Raw genomic sequence first — 21,774 nt, forward strand, 5'->3', positions numbered from 1 at the left:
CGCATGAAACAGAGAGGAGGCTTTTTGTCCGATAATACTGTTGATCACGCTTATTGTCCTGATCTGCTCCTGGATACGCATATCCAGACCCCTTGGGAAAATAATACCAGAGCTTTTTAGCTCGCTTTTTACTTCATCTTCTCTTTTGGGATCAGAAGAACTGAAATACTGCCCAGAAAGACCATGGCGGCAAACAGCCATATAACGCCTGCCATACCACCAGTCATGCTACGGGCATAACCCACCAGTGCTGTTGCAAAAAAACCTGCAATGTTAGCAACTGATCCGGCAAGTGCCAGGCCTACAGCGGCACTATTTCCTTTCAGCATAAGAGAAGGTAACACCCAGAATGGCGGCAACGCGCCGAGAATACCCATATTCGCAACGGTAATGCAGGCAATAGTCATTGCAATATTACCTGCACAAAATGGAATACAGGCCATAGAAAGACTGCCAAACAGAATGGGAAGAACAATATGCCAGCGACGCTCACCGTGCTTATCAGAGCTACGACCAATTACAAACATACTGATAACAGCGCCAATTTGTGGAATAGCACTCAGACAGCCGATTTCAAGTGTTGAGCGTATCCCTTCATCATGCAGCAAAGACGGTGTCCAGAAAGCAATGGTATATAAACCAAGCAGAAGTGTACCATCAACGACACCCAGCAACCACACCCATGGGTTACGAAACGCCGCAACAATGCTGCTTGTCATACTCACTTTTTCTAAAATTGCAGGGTTAGCTGCATACAGTGTATCTACATCCTGTTTATTTAACCATGAAGCTTTCTCTGGTGATGCTGGCAGCATCAGAAAAACAGCAATACCGATCACAACAGGAGGCGCAGCCTCCCAGAAAAACAACCAGCGCCAGCCTTCATATCCCCCTACACCATTCAGACTTTGCATTAACCAGCCAGACAGAGGACCACCAATCACACTGGCAAGAGGAATACCGGCCATAAAAACTGCTGTAACTTTTGAACGGTAATGCGGTGGAAACCAGACAGCCAGATAATACAAAACACCAGGCATAAAACCAGCTTCTGCAATTCCAAGCAGTACACGCAAAACGTAAAACTGCGTTGGTGTATGCACAAACATCATGGCACCAGAGCATAAACCCCAGGTAATCAGAATCCGGGCAATCCAGTTTCTGGCACCAAATTTAACCAGAAAGAGATTACTGGGCACCTCACACAAAATATAACCAAGAAAAAAAAGCCCTATACCCAGCCCATATGCGGCCTCACTCATTCCCAGGTCAGAAAGCATCCTGAGTTTTGCATAACCAACATTCACGCGGTCAAGATATGAGGCAAGAAAGCCAAGAAACAGCAAGGGCAGGATACGCTGCGCCATTTTTGCATATAGCCTGTCTTGTTTCTGATCAGAACAGGCCTCCTGTTCATAAACAGCTGTATTTTGCATGAGCGCTCCAGAAAATATCGTGTACCAGATTGGTCCGAAAAAACGACCTGCTACGCCCCAGGACTTATTGTTTCGGTAACGATATTATCTTAGCGTACACACGATTAATGTGAATAATATATTTTGATTATGAAACATTAATTTTTGTTACATAAAAACGAAATTTATTGAAAAATAAACTAAATGATAAATTTTATATCATCATGATAACGCGATAAACCCCTTTACCTGCTCTTAATATCGGCTGGTAAAGGGGTTTATCTTTATTAAGAGCTAAGTATATCCCTCGCCCTTAATCAGTAATTTTAATACGTACCCGAAAGCAGAGCGCCGCCACCTGGTGCAATTGCTTCAAGCCTGAGCGCTTTTAACATTGCATATGTTGTAGCAACAGCCGCACTTAAAGCTGGTTTACCGGTCAACGCTTCAACAGCAGAAATAACTGGCAGAGATGGCATCTGCACACAGGCCGAAACCACAACAGCATCAGCCTCCTGATAGCGTAACCCTTTAATAATTTCTGGCAGGCGCTGACAATCATGACGGCCAACATCAAGATTGTCGGGTATTTCAAGTGCTACGTAATCGATAACTTCAATACCCTCACGAGTAATATAATCGACAACAAGCTCCGTCAGGGGGCGCATATAAGGTGCTACAACTACAATTTTCTTTGCACCAAGCACTTTAAGACCATCAATCAAGGCACCCGCACTGGTAATAACCGGTGCAGGATGGCCATTTTCAACCGTTCTTTCATGCAGCCTTTTTTCTGAAACGCGATGATAACCAGGCCCCATCGACATTGTTGCAACAAGACAGGCATAACCCAGCACATCAAGTGCGGCATCACTCAGCTCAAGCGCACAACGATCTGACTGCCCATCCATCGCAGACAGCTCATCTTTACTCACTGTTTTCATACGCATACGTGACGAATGAAACGTAAAACGTTCAGGACGAATAGTTTCACGCAGACGAATCAGAGCAGGAATTTCAGTTTCCATTGTGATGTTAGAACTCGGAACAATCTGCCCGATACGGTAAACTGGTTTCATAAAAACACCTTAATTAATATGCAGGTTCCGGCTCTGATTCTCGCCGTTTATACCCACTTTCAACATTAACAGGTCACAACATGCAGGATTATCTGACAGAAACTGCCTTGTAAAAACCCTCTTCATTATCCCAGGGAATCATATGGCCGGCATCCGGGACGTGAACAATTTTAATAGCCGGATTCAGACCTGAAATTTCTTCTTCATCTTCTTTCTGAATAACACCACCGCGAGTTGCCACAACCAGAAGGGCCGGAACACTCAGATGTGGTAAATCCTGATGAATGTCTTCTGTGTGAAACTTTTCAAACGTAATACGCGTTGCCAGCTCATCACAGGTGTGCAGCCATTCAGCACGCAGCTGAAGCTGCTCATCTGTCCAGGTCTGACAGAAACGACGCATATCTTCAGCGCTCATTCCCAGACGTGAAAGACGAATAGACTCTGTATACCAGTCAAGTTTTGCAGGATAAGCACGACGACCAGGACCACTTACAGGTGGGTCAACAAGCACAAGCTGCTTCAGCTCAGAAGGTTCTTTACGCGCGGCACGAATGGCAATACGTGCGCCCATAGAGTGACCCATCAGCGTCACGTCTTTCAACCCAAGAGCTGCAATAAAAGCCAGGGCATCATCTGCATAACTATCGAGATCATAGTTCAGGTCAGGACCGGTTGAAGAAAGCCCCCGACCTCTTACATCAAGAATATATACATCATACTCTGCAGCCAGACGCTCCCCTACAAATCCCCAGGTGATAGCCGGACTGGTAATACCAGGGATAAGAACCAGCGGCTTACCTTTACCACCATAACGCAGATAATGCTGACGAATGCCATTAGCATGCACATTCGCGCCATACATCAAGTTAGATTCATTCATTATTCTGACCTTACTTTTTACTGAGCGTCAGAAATACGTGACAGTAAGGTCTCAAGCGACATCACATCACCGCATTTCTGCGCCATATCAAACAAATTAGCTTCATGCGGACCAATGGCTCGATCTCCTACACAATCGGAGACAATCACCGGGCGGAAACCTGCCTGCATGGCATCAAGCACACTGGCACGCACACAGCCTGAAGTTACGCACCCGGCGACAACCACTGTCTGCACACCATGCGTAACAAACCAGGCTGCCAGAGGTGTACCGGCAAACGCTGACGGTACCGTTTTACGCACAACATACTCACCCGGGAGCGGGGCCAGTTCAGGCACAATAGCTGATGCGGGATTATTTTCCGTCAGCCCCAGCATGGAAGGGACTTTCATGGAAAAAATATTTGCATCAGAGCCATCATCGGCAAAAACAATGCGCGTGTGAGCTATTTTCCAGCCATGATGACGGGCCTCTGCCAGCAAAGTGCGCGTACGCTCCATAGCCTGAGGGATGTTGCCCCCGCCAAAAGCATCAGGATCAGCAAAGCCATTTACAAAATCAACAATAAGTAAGCCAATACCACCGGCAATACCGATTTCGTTGCCAAAACCCTGTTTTTCATAACGGGCTTCATCACGCTGATGTCCGTTTGTCATGCGTAGTCTCCTGTCAGTTTGCCGTCCTGCACAACGGTTTCATCATCAATTTTTACTGTGCAGTTGCGCATTGGAATATCAATGTGACATGCCGTATCACGCTCACCACCAGCTTCGTTATTCGGGCCGGTTGACCACAGGAAGTTACCTGCACAGGCCCGCGGGTCCATACCAATGCTGGCTTCACCATCATAAAAGCCCATAACAGCCCAGTGCGCACGGTTTTGCAGGCCCCAGCCAATATGCGAAATCGCAAAAACTTCCGGGTCGTTAAAGCTTTCCATATAATCGCGCAGATGCTCTGCTTCAAAACCACCCTCAATGGCTTTTACGTAACCATTTTCCAGATGACAGGTGATAGGTGACGTAATGTAACTTTTCTGCGGCAGTAAAATATCACCTGGTGCAAGGATAATTTTACCCTGAGCAGTACCCTCATTTGCCCAGGTTGCCAGGAAGCCACTCGGCCAGTGATCCCACCGGCCGGGCTTATCAACAAAACCATATTCTTCAAGAATAGGATACTGCCCCAGAGCAAAAGTTGCATCTGTTCCGGCAGATGATGTCACCGTCATAGTCTTTGCAGCTCTCAGCCGGGCTGAAGCTGTTAACACTTTCGTGCGGTCCTCCTCTGTCGGAGTCATACGCACCAGAATTTCGGGCGGCTCTACAACGAGAAGAATACGCCCGCCTGCTTCGAGAATCTCATGCTGTTCTGCTGAAAAAAGCAGCGTCATCAGATCAAGAACCAGGTCACTGGCTTTCAGCATCTCTACAGCGGCACGATTACCGGTCAGTGGCGTTTTACCCACGTAAGCCAGTGGGTCACGTGACAGAGAAGTTCCGCCATTAGATGGTTGCAAATCAAGGCGATTTGCAAAAGCACCTTTCTCCTGCACGGCCAGAATAGCACAACGCAGTGTCTGCTCGTTCGTCGCACTTGACGTCAGCAGCGTAACACTCTGACCTGCCTGCAGGTTACACAGCCCCAGAACCTGACGCCAGGACTGGACGAGTTCATAATCACTTACTGGCATGGGCATGTTCCTTTTACAAAAGGCGTTTTCTTACAGAGCCATTTTATGAAAAACTGAGATGGCATTTTTCAATGCCCTCCCTGTGCGCGAATACGTGAAACCTGACCGGTAAGATCAGTCCATGCATTTTTATCAGGTGCCATCGTGCGCCGCAGAAAAGAGAGAATTTCTGCAATCTGCCGGTCAGAGAAGACATTACGATAAGCTGGCATAGTCGTCGCCGTCTGATGCGCCGGGTCTGGTGCACCATCAAGTAAAATACGAATAATATTATCAGGATTTTCAGCCTGTATGTTCGTATTCAGTGCAAGTTGCGGACGCGCCCCATAAAGATGAGCGGCCTCACCCTCATGACAGGCCGCACAGGCTGTTTTATAAATCCTCTCACCTTCACCTTTTTCCAGTGCCTGAAGCGAGGCTGAACGCGCCAGAAACTGCTCACGCTGGCTTTGCACAGGTATAGTTGTCTGACGTGTATCGAACGAAGCAATATAATGTGCAATCGCTCTGACATCATCATCAGGCAGCTCTGACATAGCATGCACCACAGGGGCCATCGGGCCGCCAGCGGGACCATGGTTCGGGCTGAAACCAGTGCGCAGATAGGCATACAGATCACCTTCGCTCCACGGCAGAGGGGAATCTGATAAGGCTGAAAGTGGCGGGGCACTCCAGCCCTCTGCCTCACCACCAGCCAGATAATTTTTCTGCCAGCGTTCAGCTCCCAGCGCGTTACGTGGCGTATGACAGGCAGAGCAATGCCCTGCACCCTCAGCCAGGTAGGCCCCCCTGTTCCACTGCTCTGAGCGGGCTGGATCCGGTACAAAAGGTGTTGTGCGATGAAAAAGAGTATTCCACCCGGCAAGGGAGAAACGCATATTATACGGAAAACGCAGTGATGTTACGGGAGGCTGCTTTTCAACAGGCTTTTGCGACATCAGGTAAGCATAAAGCGCCTGCATATCCGTATCGTTGATTTTTGCAAAAGACGTGTAAGGAAAAGCCGGATAGAGATGCCGCCCGTCACGGCTTATACCCTGACGCATTGCCCGCTCGAACGCCGCATAAGACCACTGACCAATGCCTGTTTTGGGATCAGGCGTAAGGTTGGTCGTGTAAATTGTGCCAAAAGGCGTATCAAGCGCCAGACCACCGGCATTTTCAACGCCACCATGTGCAGTATGACACACAGCGCAGTCACCCGCAGCGGCGACCAGCTTCCCTTTTGCAATAATTTCGGGGGAGAACATGCCTGGTACAGGGGGGGCAACCGGAGCAATAGTAGCACGCCATGGCATAAGCGTTGCCAGCATACCCCCGGCTACAGCAACAGCCGTACCAAGCCCGGCACGGCGCAACAAACCTTTAAATCCCAGCCCGGCCATGGCTGGTTTTGCGGGCTCGCCCCCAAGAGCCAGAGGCGGCACCGGTGAAAGTGGAACCGGCTTTAACGGGCCCAGCGCTTCGTCAAGGCGGGCTTTCACCTTTTCCGGAGTGAACGGAGCATCACGAAAGCGCACACCTGTTGCCGCATATAACGCATTTGCGATAGCCGCAGCACTCGGCACCGAGGCGGATTCCCCTGCACCAAGAGGCGGTTCCTCCGGCCGGTTCATCAGCACTGGTTCAATTTTTGGCACGTCAGGAAACTGGATAATGGGATAACCACCCCACTCCTGACTTTCAACACCACCTTTGTCGAACGTCACCTGCTCCTGCAACGTGCGGCTGACGGACTGAATGACATTTCCCTGTAACTGGTGGCGTACACCAGCAGGATTGATCATCAGACCGGCATCCTGCCCGACTACGGCGCGGGTTACACTGACCTCACCTGTAAGACGATCCACCTCAACATCCGTAACCCAGGCAGACCATGCCGCAGGTTTACCAGGGAACGGACCATGCACATACAGGGCATAGGCAAGACCACGTCCGCTTAATGTGCGGTCAGCCGGGTCAGGACGCGGCGCTTCGGTACGCGGCTGCCACTCTGCCCGTGCTGCGGTCGCTTTAAGCAGTTCTGCCGCACGTTTATCAGGCAGATAACGCAGGCGATATTCAAGAGGGTCAATACCAGCTTCGGCAGCCAGCTCATCAATATAGCTGTCATGTGCAAAGCTATTGGGCAGAGCGGACACACCACGAAACCACGATGCACGCGCTATTGGCGGCATGTCCTTTACCGTCACGCGGGCATTGGCATACTCATAAGGAGGAACTGATGTCCGGTCCCCCATCTGTGCAATTTCAGGCACCTCAGCAGGAACTACCCCGGTCAGCACCAGCGCCAGCAGGGGAGACACGTTAGAAGGGTAACTGGTATCAAGATTATACGCGACAGGTGCTCCGGTTTCGTCGAGCCCTCCCTTAATACTGACAAGCTGTGCAGCACCTTTAGGCTCCCACACATGCTCCTGCATACGGGTAAGCTGCACTCTGACCGGCCTGCCAACAGCACGCGATAACAGCGCAGCATCGCCCCCGACATCATCTGCGCAATTACGGCCATAACACCCGGCTGCCTCGTGACGCACAATGCGCACAGAAGCAACAGGCAGACCCATCAGCATAGCAATATCGGCCTGAAGCATGTGGGGGTTTTGCGTGCCAGACCAGACAGTCAGCTCATCCGCCTGCCATGACGCTACAGAACAGGATGGCCCTATTGAGCCATGCATCTGATAAGGCCAGAAATATTCACGGTCCATACGATGCGTAACAGCGTCCAGAGCACTATCCACATCACCACGATCCAGGACAACACGCGGCTCGTAAGGGTTCTGACGCAGGGCCTCTGCCGGATCAGATAAATCCGGTACAGCAACCGGGCTCCAGGTGACTTTCAGAGCCTCGGCAGCAGCAATAGCCTGCTCTTCACGCTCTGCGACCACACCAACAAAATCACCAATGACCACAACATCAACCAGGCCTGCGATATGCGCGACAGAGGCGCGATCAACATCAAGCAGGGCACGCCCGACGAATGGCCCATGGTCGAACCCGCCATAAGGCGGCCGAATAACACGCCCGTGAAGCATGCCATCAACACGCACATCGTGCACGTAAACCATGCGGCCTGTAACTTTGTCGGGAATATCAACACGTGGCTGATTTTTACCAACGACTTTATAGTCAGCCGGTGCTTTAACCGGCGTGCTCTCATCAAGCTCCACGCGCAGGGTCATCCCCCGCACAAGGTCGCCCAGTGTTAACGCGGGCTGATCAGCCGGGCCACCTGTCAGAACACCAGATGAAAAAGAAAGTGCTGCACTATCACACCCGGTCAGCTCAGCAGCGCGGGCAAGCAAAATTTTACGCGCCTGTGCTGCTGCACGCAAAATAGGGCGTGAGGAAATCTGTATTGTTTCACTGGCAATTGTAGCACCCTGATCAGGTGTACTATCAGTATGCCCCAGCACCATACGTACCTGTGAGGGTGCAGCATCAAGCTCTTCAGCAACAATCTGAGCCAGCGATGTTGCAATACCTGTACCCAGATCAACGTGCCCACAAAAAGCGGTAACCCGGCCATTCTCATCAATCTGAACGAGCACTTCATCACGCTGAATAAAATCAGCACGGGCAACCAGACCTGCAGGAGGAAGAGATTTACGAAAAATCTGGAGTGCAGAACCCATTTACCGCTCCTCTTCCTGTTCAAGGCCAGCAGCTATCCGTGCTGCACGCATAATTTCAACATGCGTACCACAGCGACACAGATTATAACGCAAAGCCTCCTGCAAAGCTTTTTCATCCGGGTTGGGAACAGCATCAAGAAAAGCACGCAATGTCATGACCATACCATTAAGACAATAGCCACATTGCGCAGCCTGAGCAGTGACCATCGCTTTTTGCACAGGGTCACTCCCATCGGGAGAAAGTCCTTCAAGGGTCACGATGTTTTTGCATCGGCCCGCAGCCTCGACCGACACAACGCAGCTACGCGCCGCCTTGCCGTCAAGCAGCACTGTGCAGGCTCCGCACGCCCCCAGACCACAACCATATTTGGGGCCATTCAGCCCCAGGCTATTACGTAATATGGTCAGTAAAGGCGTGCCGGCAGCAGCCTCTACCTCGCATTGTTTACCGTTTACTGTCAGAAAGACGCTGGCTGCCATAACGCCCTTCTCCTTTTTCTGAAGTTACCCGATCGTCAGATCATAAATGTTATCACCATAACACCAGTAGGGATCTTCAGGCTGACGCAGCCAGGTATTCGCATTAGAAATTGTCTGCACCTTTGTCGCGCGCTCTTTGCGTGCACTCTGGTAAATGCTGAATGTGTGTGTCAGGTCAGACGTGCCAATCTCACTCAGGCAACGCGCCAGAACAGCCGCATCTTCAACTGCCATAGCTGCGCCCTGTGCCATATGTGGCTTCATCGGATGACAGGAATCACCCAGCAGAACAGTGCGCCCCTGATGCCAGACCGGCAAAGGCGGGCGTGTATTAAGCGGCCATTTTGTGACTGTTTCTGTCGCATCAATATAGCCCTGCACCATTGGATGAAATCCTTTAAATGCGGCACGGAACTCATCACGCGTACTGGGCAGCTGCCCTACAGAAGACGTCCACTCAGCCGGCTCACCTGTCACGAGGTAGAACTCATCCTCATTACGATCGAGATAATAGCAGACGATGTGACGATCCTCTGACCACCATTTAGCATTCAGATCTGCACCCAGGCTTTTTGCAGCCGCACCCGGAATAATAGCACGATGCGCGATCCAGCCGGTAGAAAGAGGGGCTTCATACCCAAACATTTTTTCGCGGATACGTGAATTGATACCATCAGAACCGATCAGAAAATCGACTTTTTCGGTAACACCATTCTCAAACTCAAGCGTTACACTCTTACCGTCATCGGTAAAATCAACCAGCTTGTGGTTATATTTTACACGCTCTGGGCTAATGCAGTTCAGCATAGCCTGATGCAGGTCGCCGCGATGGATAGTGATGTAAGGTGCACCATAACGTTCACGCTCAGCATTAAGCGGAATTTTAGCCATGACGGTACCGTCATCCCACTTACGACTCACCCAGTAATCTGGCAGGCAGGAGACACTCTCAAGCTTTTCAGCCAGACCATCGAGGGTAGAGAGAATTTTGATAACATTAGGGCCAAACTGAATACCCGCACCCAGACGGGCAAAAGCTGGTGCCTGGTCAAACAGCACAACGTCAAAACCCGCTTTTTCCAGCAGCCCTGCTGCTGCGACACCGCCCAGCCCTGCGCCGACAATGCCTACACGACCTTTATCCGACATACCGCTTCTCCTGACAGACAACAAATAACATTATATGGTGTATACGCTATATCTGAATGTTCTGATATGAAAACAAAAAGGTCAAGATGATTCTTACTGAAAAGAACTGTCTTTATACCAAATTAAGATTAATTTTTCTTTAAATAAACGAAAATATCTTCTGCTTATAACGTAAAAAACCGCGTGTGCGTCATTGCCATAGCCTGTCTGCCAGGGCATTATAGCACCTGTATATTTCACGCTAAAGTCAGGTCAGACCGTGGCCCACACTCAGGGCCTGATCTGTTTTGTGCCCTGCCAGCCAAAAGTCACGTGTCATTTGTCTTTGTAAGGTGCACACGAGTATGGAAGATAGTAAACAGTATATTCTTGATGCGCAGATTGGCTTTCTGCTGCGGCGCGCTTATCAGCGTCATACTGCTATTTTTCAGGAACACATTCCTGATGACCATCTGACATCAGCACAATTTGCCGTTCTGGTCACAGTTCAAAAACTACATACTGCCTCCCTGGTGCAGATCAGCCAGCAAACCGCCATAGATCATGCCACATTACGGGATATTGTCTCACGCCTCAAAAAACGGGGGCTTGTAAAAGTAGAGCAAAGCAAACAGGACCGCAGACAAAAACTGGTCTCACTGGAAAAAGAAGGGGCTTTGCTTGTTGAAAAAACCATACCTGTTGCTCTGCAGGTAACAGAGTTAACCCTCGCCCCGCTGACAGAATGTGAACATGTTGCCGCGCTGCATATTCTGCAGAAATTATCACTTACGAACGATTAAGATTTTATATTCTGTAATGACCTGAAATATCTTTCACAACACTGTATACCTCTTCGAGAAGTGGCCGAAAATTTTTATGATCACTTAATTTTTGTACGACTTCATTTTCGACCTCAGATGCTATTTTAAGAACATACTCAATACGTTTATTACCCTCGTCAGTTATGACGATATAATGAGCACGCCTGTCATTTTTGTCCGGCACACGCGTAATCAAACCCTGCAGTTCAAGGTTGCGCAACGTTCTTACAACTGATGATTTATCAAGAAACAAAGCTTCAGCAATATCCTTCTGGTGCATGGGGCGGTTCTGTCGTTTTAACTCAAGTAAAGGCTGCCATGTTGCATCAGTCAGACCATAAGGCAGCAACCGTATATTCAGAATATGACGCCACAAACGGGCTGTCTGATTAAGCATACGCCCCAGAGTTATCGTGTTTTTACTGCCATTATGCATCAGTTTACCTTCTCCGTTATGCCCGATATCTCCGAACCGGAGACAAGCTCTCCTGTTGCATGAGCCAGATTAGCCGCTTTTGTAAAGGCATCCGTTGTGCTCACTGCAAAAGCAGCCTGTGCCTGATAGAGGGCTGCCACAGCAGCTGAAGCATCAGTAAACGTACCGACACCATGAGCATAAGCCTGCGATGCGCTGTTATAAGCTACCTGTGCTGCATCCCGCAGGGTCTGGGCTGAGTGTACCTGTGCCAGTGCCGTTTTAAGTTCATCCAGAGCATCTGCCACCTCGCGTTCCATGCTAATCTGATCTTTAGCAAGCGTCGCATCAGCCTGTGCCTTGCGCGATTCAGCAAGGCGCACAGTGTTGGCCCTCATGCCCCCCTGATAAACAGGCCAGCTGAGCTGAAGGAAAGCCTGCCCCTGAGGCTGAGCAATCGCTGACGCAGGGGCTGCCGAAGCCCCACCGTAGGTTTTAAGCTCACCAAGATAGGCCGATACATTGCTCGCAAGAGATATTCTGGGCTTCATCGTAGCTCTGGCACCTCTTAATGCGGCATCTTCAGCGCGAACTCTTGCAACATCAGCCATAATATCGGGCCGGGCCTGCAAGGCCTGATTAATAAGGCGCTGCAACTGCTGCTCAGGTATCTGCGGCAGGCGATGCTCTGTGACCGGCTGTAATGTCAGCTCAGTCGTAGCAGGCAAGCCCAGCACCGCAAGTAAGGCATGCCAGGTAGCATGCTCAGTATCCTCTGCTTTATCACAATCATAATTCGCCTGTGCAAGGTTACGCCGGGCAATAGCTACATCAACAACTGTTGCCTCACCATGGGCATGTCGCGCATCAGCAGAACGCAACAGAACAGTTGCATGGTCTGCCGCAGCGTGTGATGCTTTCAGAATATTACGTGCTGCCTCATGCGCATAATAAGCACGAATAACCGCAAGAATAAGAGCCTGATGCACTGCCGTAAAACCAAAATTTGCGGCAAGAGCTTTTTGTTGTGCCTCCTGCACAAGAGATCTGCTATGACCAAAATCAAGCAAAAGATAGTCCAGCTCAAGTTTTGGAAAAACGGCTGCACCGTTAGATGTCAGATACCCTCGCTTTGAGAGGTAATTAGGCAACGGCAGTGCCATACGCTGGTAACCGCCCATTGCAGACAATGTAAGCTGAGGCATAAAGGCTGCTCGCGACATGCCAATATTAATTGCAGCCTGACGTGCACTTTCCCACGCAAAACGTGTATCAGGGTTGTGACGCTCGGCAATATCAATCATATCAGCAAGCCCGAGAGGCAGCGCTTTTATATCATCACCGACAGCAAGTCGTTTCTGCACTGAACGAATTTCAGAAACAGTATTTTTTTCACCTGGGCTAACAAAACCTTTTATACCTTCAGGAATTTTAAGTCCTGTTGACGGAGAAGGATGCCATGGCAGATCAGCCCGCTCAGGAGCAAAGTTACGGGTGTCATTACATCCGCACAGAAACAGCGTCAGAGACAAACTATAAAAGAGAGAAGAGTTTTTCATCATACATTTTTCATATGATATTATAAGGAAATTTCTGAAGTATTCAAAAAAGGTTTTGACCCTTCAGATATACAGTCACTGGCAGGTAACAAATTGTGTAAAATATATTGTACCCGCTGATTTAAAACAAAAAACCAGGCTTCACGCTGAGGATCATCAGGCAGATACGGAGGCTTTGGCAACTGACTGTAAAGCTGCTCTGTGCCCTGCCCGTCACTGACCCATTGTGCAAAAGTATCAAACCAGTTTTTTAGTTTCTCCATATGACCAAAAGCATCATCACTCACCGGCACATAAATATCAGCGAGAATTGCGACGGGCACGGCCAGCATCTGAATATGTGTGATGATACGGGTATCAATTTGACACACACCATCTGTATTTCTGATACCTGAAAGCTCCATCGGGGCATTTGCCATAGAGCTGCGTACTGCAGCCAGAGCCTTACCAAATTTCTCGCGTTCAATCTCCTGGGCTATATCAACCAGTTTTTCAGGATTACTGCGACGACAGATAACAAGGTCGCCAAGACCACGTATTGCACTTACTAAATGACGACGAGCTCTGTCGGTCACACTTACAGGCCAGAAAAGTGTTGCAATAATATATACAACCACATTACCGATCAGAATACCGACAACACGATCACGCCCTGCTTCCATATCAAGCGTGGGGCCATAGCCGTGTAGCAAGGTCATAAAATAGGCCAGTGCAATCTGTACTCCTGCATAAGAAATGCGCGGACTACCACTCTTCACCCATCCGGCGAGAAACGTTACGGGAATAATGGCCAGCAAAAGGTCAGTGCAATCTGTCATATAAGGCATAAACACCAGAATCGTCACAATGCCCGATGCTGCCCCTATCAGTGCCCCGATAACCCGCAAAATCATTTTGTGAACACTGTCTCCCAGCGTCTCAAGAGAAACAAGAAAGCAGGTCACAACACATGTCTGAATACCGGGCCATGACGTAAAACGTGTGATGGCATAACAAACAGATACTGACAGCGCGATACGCATGGCTGCCTGCGTATATGCAGGGTTAGTAAACGCATCGGGTTTAAAATAAGCACGGGCAGCTGCTTTTACGTCAGGTGCAAATTCATGAGCTGAAACATCCGGTTTTAATAACAAAGCTCTTATTAAAGTCAGGCAACGAGCCATTTCGAGCGCCAGAGGATAGTAAAGAGGATTGTCACGAAAAACTTCTGCCTGTGCAATAAGATCTGTTGTTTCTCTCTCCAGTGCAGGAAGAAAAACTTTACGATTGCGCAACACATCAGCACAAAGACGGGCCAGACAGCTTATATCTCGCGTAAAATCCTTATTGTGGCCAGAATATAAACGCGACCATTCAACAAAAATCATAACCAGCCGCGCCATTGTACGAATTATGGCGATACCTGTACGATGTCGCGGCAACTCAGGATGAAGTCGCGCTGTCAGATCATGTGCCTGCCTCAGTCCGGCAACACCCTCTGAGGCAAACCTGTTGACCGCAGACAAACCTTGTTTTTTTTGCACAGGGTCATCACTGCATGCACTGACAATAGCACTCAGTCGGCCGGCAAGACCTGAACGTAGAGCAACGAGAGGATCATGCCCCGCAATTTTATTAATAAAAACAAGAAGAAAAAGGGCTATGAGAAATAATACGCCAATCCATAACAAAAGATGCAGTATCGCTTCCTCTGGCGGCATAAAAAGACTATCCGGCACCACACTATCTGTTGTGTTACCAACATAGCCATCAACCAGACTACCTGCTGACTGTAACAGATCAGCATTCATCGCCATATATACGATCCAGAAAAGTAAAATATTCAGGAGTGGCCCCATTGTTGCAGCCTGCGATAAAAAACCGGCCCCCAGTGTCAGCAACAACATACATGGCAGTCTGATTGCAGGTTCAGACAAACTCATCATCAGCAAAACAATTGTCAGGCCAGTACCCACAATCATCGTCAGCCCGCCCATAAGAGCAGTACTCGCATTAGATGCGGCATCATTCCCTGAAAGGAAAAAACTAATAACAACCAGAATAGGCAGTTCGGGCACACGAAACGTTTCACCAATTATAATGGTGAGCATCGCCTGAACTAATAACAGAAGCGTATTACGCAGGCGCCCTGGTGTGGGTACCATCTCCGCCAGTAAAAGACGTATTTTCTGAGGCGGATCTCCCTCATCAATCTGTGGCGGCAGCAGTTGCCCATGTGCTCCTGACGGGCTCATGGCATAACAACCACAACAACCGTAGCACCAATACGCATGAGCTGTTCTGGTGGGTTATCGAGCAAAATACGAACTGGAAAACGCTGTGCAATACGCACCCAGTTCAGTGTACGCGGCACTTTAGGCAAGCCATCTGCAACCGTGCCCTCATCTGGCACAACCCCGGCATTAAGGCTGCCTACCACACCATAAATCGGCTGATCTGGCTGAGCCATCGCGTATACTTTGACCTTCTGCCCCACTTTAAGGGCGGCAAGCTGCGTTTCACGAAAATTCGCAATAGCCCACCAGTGCTCACTATCTATCAGCGTAAAAACAGGCTTGCCGACAGAAGCATATTCCCCCGCGGCTGTGGTCAGGCTGGTCACAATACCATCACATGGAGCACGTACCGTTGTCAGGCGCAGGTCACGCCGGGCATTACGTAAAACTGCCTGCGCTGCGGCAAGGTCGGCCTTTAAAGGCGCAACACTGCGTACAGCCTGCCGTGAGGCCAGCGCAGAACGCAGAGCCTGCTCAAGGCCGGCCTCCGCGGTTTTTGTTTCTGTGCGGGCCTGATCCCGTGCTTCGTGTGTTACAAAACCCTGGCGGCTCAGAGGCTCAAGGCGGCTCTGTGTCATTTTAGCCAGTGCAAGGCGTGCGCGCGCACTGGTTACACTGCTGGCCTCAGCCTCAGCATGTGCAAGCTGAGAACTGACCTGACTGGTCTGCACATCGATCTGAGCCTGCAGGCTGTCAACCTGAGCCTGGGCCTGCTGCACCCGGTATTCGTAAGGTTCAGAATCAATAACGAACAAAACCTGATTGCGTCTGACATACTCGTTATCCCGCACCGACATAGAAACAATGCGCCCGCTGACCTCAGGTGCGAAATGAATAATATCGGCGGTCAGATAAGCATCTTCTGTACGGGGGCGGTGATGGAGACGATTCAGAACTAACAGTCCGAGAACCACGCAGCTGAACAACGACAGAATAAGCAGAGAGACGCCCCCTGCTCTTACCGGAGAGAATTTAAAGCGTGCCATGATTCAATGCCCAAAAATCAAAAGCCAGGTAAGAAAAGTAGCCGCCAGTGCAAAGGCGATATAAGTCAGAACAGGAACAGGAACAGGAACCGGCACTGCCTCATTGACCCCGAACGCCCCGATAACGGCGCGTAATAAAGCTGAAGCCACAACCCCGAAGACACCGCAGAGCATCCAGGATGGAAAAAAAGAACCAAGGACATCCTGTAGCGGTGCCCGGCTGCACCCACTAAGCAAAACAGGCATCAGACAAAGAAAATAAGGCTGATAAGAAGATTTCTGATATTTCACGACCGGATTACTCAAGAACAGGTTGATTAGCCCTGAGGGCAAAGAATTTGAAATACAGGATAAATAATAGTTTGTTTGCAAGTCAACTAAATTTATAGCAGCGATATCCTGCAGCAGAGCCCCACACGGTCTGATCAGGCAAATATATCCTTCACTCTGCATATGTGATGGCATGCCTCTCCTTCTGATGCTTTTATAAAACGTAAAAAATTTATAGGGTTTCAGTTCGTTATCCAGCGAAAGAGAAAAATAATGAAACTCGTCAAAACAACATTAGCCATAGGCGTATTAACTTTTTATGGCTGTCTTTCCTCATATGCGGCTGAACCTGCTATCGTCCTGGATACCGCACAAATTCCATGGCAACCCGCTCCGGCAGATTTCCCCTCAGGAATCAAAATCTCTTACGTTTATGGTAACCCTGCCCATAAAGGTCCTTTTGTTATCAGAGTGTGGATGCCACCTCATTCAGCCATTGCCCCACATACGCACAGCATGGACGAAACACTGACTGTCGTTTCAGGTCAGTTCACCCATTATGTTGGTAAAACATACGACACCTCTGAAACAAAAGAACTAACAGCAGGTAGTTTTGTACATCTGCCAAAAAATATACCGCATGCTCTGCGCACAACAGACCATGAAGCTATTGTCGAGGTTGTCGGTGTCGGCCCCTTTGGTATGACCTATGTCAACCCGAAGGATAATCCTGCAGCCTCCTTAAAATAATAGCCTGCCTGACAATCAGATACAGCTGAGCTTTGACGCTCTCCTTCATGTGATGCAGCTGATAAAAAAAGCTGCATCACCGCTCCGGCTAAGCCAATCAGCTACTCAGATCCTCACCGAACACGCACCAATATATAAAATAAATAAGATGTAATAAATTTACCTCTTTTTGTTAAGACGTTGAACTGATACCTCACCGATAATAAGAATGAATCGCATTTGCGTTTATCGGTAGGATAATCTTGTGATACGCCACCATATGACCTGTTTCCGGTCGCTTCTTTTGCTCGCATCAACCTCCCTCACGATCGGTGGCAGCATGTCAGCTGCCTGTGCAGCTGAGACCGCACCTGTTCAGTCAGTAGCTGACAGCACCATAAAGAAAAAACACTATTACAAAAAAAATCTGCATAATAAGGCAGCACATTCTGCGCAGGCGCACCATAAACACAAAACTGACGAGAGTATTCTCGTGCGAGGAAACCACTGGGAGAAAGGCAGCTACACCGCACAGGAAACCAGTGCCTCTACCGGCCTGCCACTGAGCCTGCGCGAAACACCACAAACTGTGACCGTGCTGACACGCCAGCTTATGGACGATCAGCAGATCAACACACTCGACGACGTTCTTACCACCACCCCAGGCGTTACCTCCTATGCCAATGATAACGCTGGCAGGACCACTTACCGCGCCAGAGGGTTCGATATAACAAACTATAAAATTGACGGTATGCAGGTCGATGCCACAACAAGTTTTGGTGGTGTTGGTTCATCAATGAACATGGATTTATATGACAACGTCCAGATTGTTCGCGGCGCAAATGGTCTGCTGGGCGGCACAGGCGACCCGTCAGCCACCATTTACCTACAACGCAAAGCACCACAAAAATATTTTTCAGCTAATAGCCTGCTCAGACTAGGTAACTGGAACGAGCACCGCGTTATGGCTGACCTGAATGCTCCGCTGAACCGCTCGGGCTCCATCCGCAGCCGTTATGTCTTTTCGTGGGATGATACTGATACCTTCAGGGTGCGTGAGCATGTAAATCGTATTGGCGCTCTGGCCAATTTCACAGCCGATCTTTCTTCCCGTGACAGTCTCAACTTCGGCTTTCAGTATGAAAGAACCCGTAATGACGGCGCCTCATGGGGCACTAACGTACCGATCTGGTATGCTGACGGCACAAAAACTCATCTGCCACGCAGCACAAACCCTGCTGCGAAATGGAGTCAGGCTACACGCGATCAGTATACAGCTTTTATTGACTATGATCATGATTTTTCACATGGCTGGCACCTGAAAGCAGGATATATGCGCACTCAGGGCAGCTCTTACAATAATCTTGGCGTAGCAAAGATAAATAATGCGGCAAAAAGTCAGGGAGGATATGCCGGTTTCTGGAATCAGGATGGTTCAGGAGCTTATCTGAACGCACTGCATGCAGAATATGAAGATGCACGTGATAATGCTGACGTACATGTTTCAGGGCCATTGCATCTTCTGGGGCGCACACATCAGCTGGTCTTCGGGTTTAACGGCTATAATGACGAACTGACACAATACACGTTTAGCAAAGCACTGGGCAACTGCTCTATTGCTGGTGTTACCCCATATTCCGGCTGTCAGTACAGAGCAACCGGACTGCCTATTTCCAACTGGCAGACATGGGACGGTTCATATCCTAACTTTGTCACACACCGCACAAAAGCACGCGAAGTCGATGTAACGCGTAATTATGGCGCTTATGCCTCAGGGCATTTCATTCTGGCTAAAGGGCTCTCTCTTATTCTTGGTGGTCGCATAAGCAGTTATCAGGCTTATACAGGCACATATAACAAAGCCAATCAGTATTCAGGCTCAACCAGTACCGGGCAGGAAAATGCTGTACTGACTCCTTATGCTGGTATGGTCTACGATTTTACGAGAAATATGTCTGTTTATGGCAGCTACACAAGTATATATACGCCACAAACCAGTTTACGAGATGAAAATAACAAACCACTCAGCCCTGTACAGGGTAAAAGTTATGAAACCGGCCTAAAAGGTGAATTTTTTAAAAAACGACTGAATACATCTCTCGCTTTTTATCTTAATCGTCAAAGCAATGTTGCACAGGCAACAGGAGCAACCAACCTGACGACAGGCGAGGCCATTTATGAATCCGTCAATGGCGTCAAGACAGAAGGAATTGATTTTGATGCCTCCGGCCAGTTACTCTCCGGCTGGAATGTCTTTTTTGGTTACAGTTATCTTTACGAAAAAGGGTTAAGCTACCGTCAGGATCCGCATCACCTGGTACGCTTTAGTACGACTTACACCTTTCCAGGGAAAATGCATCATCTGACCATTGGCGGGGGCATTTCAGCCCAGTCAAGCACACAATGGACAACAAACCCGGGCCGTCCACTTGGCAATGGCAAATATGACAAATCAAACCTGACAGTCAGAGGTTATACACTTATCAATATTATGGCACGTTACCGTATTAACAAATGGCTTTCTGTTGCAGGGAATATAACCAACCTCACAGACAAAACCTATGTCCGGCAGGCCGGGTTTTATGATGGTATGATTTATGGTGAACCCAGAACCTTCAACTTTACTATAAGAGGTCACTACTGAAACCAGGCAATCAGGGACTGACCTGCATGAAGTCAGCCCCTGATGATATTCTTACTGTACTACCAGTAATGCCAGACTTTCTGGCGGCAGGACTATTATATTACCTGTAGCATGCACAGCTATTTGCTGTGCTTCAGGAATATGCGCCGCATTAACAAGAGCCTGCGTCTGCACATCTGTGGGCGTCGCAGGACGGTTCATCGCATTGTAAAGATCCTGTGGTGTGCCATGATGCTCATCTATAATGACAAGAGATGCTTTTTTCGTTTTCAGCCCCTGCAGATCAAAGCTCATAACTTTTTTCTGATCATGGCTGCGGTTCCACAATGCAAGACTGATACCCTGATTGTTATTACGCGTTGCCAGAATATCTGAATTTTGTGGTGACACGGGCAAACGCATATTACCCAGCTGATGCAGTAAAGCAAAAGCATTAAAAGCAGGTTTAGGTATACCGCGTGAGCTTAGTAAACCATAAGCGCCCGGCAGCTCACGGTCGGCCACACCCTGCTCTTCAAAATCATCAGAAAAAGTCCAGTAAGACATGATGGGTGCCAGACCATCACAATCGCGGATCGTTTCAGCCAGCCAGGGAGAAATCCAGGAACGTTCTGCCGTACCATTCTTCATATCCCAGTCAGCACCAAACTCCGAGATATAAAGCGGCAGATGGTGCAGAGATGAACGAGTGAGCGTTGCTCGTGCAACGCGCGTAGCATCGCATACAGTATTACCTGTATTTTCAGGACTTTTAGGAAGATTCAGCAGATCTGGCGGATCATTGGCATAAATATGTGTTGAGATAAAATCGACCGGCACGTGATAACGCACAACATGATCAATAAAATCACCCACCCAGTGAATAGCTCCGGTTGACGGACCACCAACCTGCAAAGCAGGATCAACGGATTTTATTGTTCTTGCCGTATTATCATAAAGGGCGAAATAACTCTCCATACGCGGGAAACCTACCCATGTCGCCTGATCAGGCTCGTTCCAGACCTCAAAAGGCCATTTACGAACTTCATCTTTTCCATATCTCTGCTCAAGATGTGTCACAAGCGCACGAATCAGATCATTCCACTCCTCCATATGTGCCGGGGGAGTGACATTGGCACGATACCACAACGCACCTTTACTAAAATCAGTTACTGGTTTAGGCGGCTCTGAGGCAGTCATATTCATCAGAGGTTCGAGGCCACTATTGCGCCGCAGGAGGTCACTCCCGATCAGGCTCGGCATAAATGACAGCTCAACATAAGGACGAATATGTAACCGCAGAAGGTTATCATACACAGCATCAAACTTATGAAAATTATAATGCATATGACCCTGTGTATCAGGAGCCATAATACCCATACTGTCATCCAGAATACCGTGAAAACGTACGTATCGAAAATCTGTTGCTTTCTTAGTGGCTTTTGCATTTTCGACGTAAGAGTGTGTCAGAACCAGATCTGCTCTGCCAGAGCCAAAAGCCTGCTCCCAGAAATGAGGAAACGGTTTACCGGCTGCTGTCGTATCAATTACAACAGAAGAAGATGAAGCATTCTCTGCCTGCACAGACTGTGGACGGCAAAAAAATGCAACGGCAAAACATGCGGTAATGATAGTCGAAAAATGCAACGAAAAAGCTCCCATCACCAAAAAGCATATGAATAATATAAACGAATAAAAATCAAAAAACTCATATGTCTATCGTCATCTTTTGAAAGATAAAAGTGACATATGATATTTATTCCTAAAGCA

Annotated in this window: 17 protein-coding genes; 3 read left to right on the forward strand and 14 right to left on the reverse strand. The window is 48.7% G+C overall.

Going from position 1 to position 21,774, the window contains the following annotated elements; translation table 11 throughout:
• Positions 1 to 128 precede the first annotated feature (128 nt).
• From GOB58_RS00005 to GOB58_RS00040, 8 genes are all read right to left on the reverse strand, one after another.
• A complete protein-coding gene (locus tag GOB58_RS00005) occupies positions 129 to 1,367 on the reverse strand; it encodes an MFS transporter (RefSeq protein ID WP_369822932.1) in 1,239 nt (412 codons plus the stop codon).
• 374 nt (positions 1,368 to 1,741) lie between these two features.
• The gene (locus tag GOB58_RS00010) at positions 1,742 to 2,494 is read right to left on the reverse strand and encodes a maleate cis-trans isomerase family protein (protein WP_086554725.1); all 753 of its coding nucleotides are present in this window, start codon (positions 2,492 to 2,494) and stop codon (positions 1,742 to 1,744) included.
• A gap of 88 nt (positions 2,495 to 2,582) precedes the next feature.
• Entirely contained in the window at positions 2,583 to 3,377 is a 795-nt protein-coding gene (locus GOB58_RS00015; protein ID WP_173558962.1) for an alpha/beta fold hydrolase, read from the reverse strand.
• A 17-nt stretch (positions 3,378 to 3,394) separates the two neighbouring features.
• Entirely contained in the window at positions 3,395 to 4,033 is a 639-nt protein-coding gene (locus tag GOB58_RS00020) for an isochorismatase family protein (protein WP_086554723.1), read from the reverse strand.
• The gene (locus tag GOB58_RS00025) at positions 4,030 to 5,070 is read right to left on the reverse strand and encodes a 2,5-dihydroxypyridine 5,6-dioxygenase (RefSeq protein ID WP_173558963.1); all 1,041 of its coding nucleotides are present in this window, start codon (positions 5,068 to 5,070) and stop codon (positions 4,030 to 4,032) included. Before GOB58_RS00025 ends, GOB58_RS00020 begins: the two co-directional genes overlap by 4 nt.
• 68 nt (positions 5,071 to 5,138) lie before the next feature.
• Complete coding sequence (locus GOB58_RS00030; RefSeq protein ID WP_173558964.1) at positions 5,139 to 8,711, reverse strand: molybdopterin cofactor-binding domain-containing protein; 3,573 nt, start codon at positions 8,709 to 8,711, stop codon at positions 5,139 to 5,141.
• Positions 8,712 to 9,191, reverse strand: coding sequence for a (2Fe-2S)-binding protein (locus tag GOB58_RS00035; RefSeq protein WP_086554720.1), 480 nt, complete (start codon positions 9,189 to 9,191; stop codon positions 8,712 to 8,714).
• A 24-nt stretch (positions 9,192 to 9,215) separates the two neighbouring features.
• Positions 9,216 to 10,340 (reverse strand): FAD-dependent monooxygenase, encoded by a 1,125-nt coding sequence (locus GOB58_RS00040; RefSeq protein ID WP_086554719.1) that lies wholly within the window; start codon positions 10,338 to 10,340, stop codon positions 9,216 to 9,218.
• 344 nt (positions 10,341 to 10,684) lie between these two features.
• Here GOB58_RS00040 and GOB58_RS00045 point away from each other — a divergent pair, with 344 nt between their 5' ends.
• Positions 10,685 to 11,122 (forward strand): MarR family winged helix-turn-helix transcriptional regulator, encoded by a 438-nt coding sequence (locus tag GOB58_RS00045; protein ID WP_086554718.1) that lies wholly within the window; start codon positions 10,685 to 10,687, stop codon positions 11,120 to 11,122.
• 4 nt (positions 11,123 to 11,126) lie between these two features.
• Here the strand turns inward: GOB58_RS00045 and GOB58_RS00050 are convergent, their stop codons facing one another.
• From GOB58_RS00050 to GOB58_RS13010, 5 genes are read right to left on the reverse strand one after another with little or no spacing between them, the layout of a single operon-like run.
• Positions 11,127 to 11,579, reverse strand: a complete 453-nt coding sequence (locus GOB58_RS00050) for a MarR family winged helix-turn-helix transcriptional regulator (RefSeq protein ID WP_173558965.1) — start codon at positions 11,577 to 11,579, stop codon at positions 11,127 to 11,129.
• Positions 11,579 to 13,120 (reverse strand): TolC family protein, encoded by a 1,542-nt coding sequence (locus GOB58_RS00055; protein WP_173558966.1) that lies wholly within the window; start codon positions 13,118 to 13,120, stop codon positions 11,579 to 11,581. The genes GOB58_RS00050 and GOB58_RS00055 overlap by 1 nt, the downstream gene beginning before the upstream one ends.
• Before the next feature lie 17 nt (positions 13,121 to 13,137).
• Positions 13,138 to 15,354, reverse strand: a complete 2,217-nt coding sequence (locus tag GOB58_RS00060) for an FUSC family protein (protein ID WP_173558967.1) — start codon at positions 15,352 to 15,354, stop codon at positions 13,138 to 13,140.
• Positions 15,351 to 16,382 (reverse strand): HlyD family efflux transporter periplasmic adaptor subunit, encoded by a 1,032-nt coding sequence (locus tag GOB58_RS00065; protein ID WP_086634982.1) that lies wholly within the window; start codon positions 16,380 to 16,382, stop codon positions 15,351 to 15,353. Before GOB58_RS00065 ends, GOB58_RS00060 begins: the two co-directional genes overlap by 4 nt.
• A gap of 3 nt (positions 16,383 to 16,385) precedes the next feature.
• Positions 16,386 to 16,673: a YtcA family lipoprotein gene (locus tag GOB58_RS13010; protein WP_173558968.1), complete on the reverse strand. Its 288-nt coding sequence runs from the start codon at positions 16,671 to 16,673 to the stop codon at positions 16,386 to 16,388.
• Positions 16,674 to 16,925: 252 nt separating this feature from the next.
• Between GOB58_RS13010 and GOB58_RS00075 the strand changes: the two genes are divergently transcribed.
• Complete coding sequence (locus GOB58_RS00075; RefSeq protein WP_173558969.1) at positions 16,926 to 17,402, forward strand: cupin domain-containing protein; 477 nt, start codon at positions 16,926 to 16,928, stop codon at positions 17,400 to 17,402.
• Positions 17,403 to 17,646: 244 nt separating this feature from the next.
• A complete protein-coding gene (locus GOB58_RS00080; RefSeq protein WP_265792569.1) occupies positions 17,647 to 20,025 on the forward strand; it encodes a TonB-dependent siderophore receptor in 2,379 nt (792 codons plus the stop codon).
• Between the two features lie 51 nt (positions 20,026 to 20,076).
• On the opposite strand, the gene GOB58_RS00085 is transcribed toward GOB58_RS00080, so the two are convergent.
• The gene (locus GOB58_RS00085) at positions 20,077 to 21,666 is read right to left on the reverse strand and encodes a GH39 family glycosyl hydrolase (protein ID WP_173558970.1); all 1,590 of its coding nucleotides are present in this window, start codon (positions 21,664 to 21,666) and stop codon (positions 20,077 to 20,079) included.
• Positions 21,667 to 21,774: the final 108 nt, after the last annotated feature.

It is taken from the genome of Acetobacter thailandicus, from assembly GCF_011516655.1.
Taxonomy (GTDB): Bacteria; Pseudomonadota; Alphaproteobacteria; order Acetobacterales; family Acetobacteraceae; genus Acetobacter; species Acetobacter thailandicus.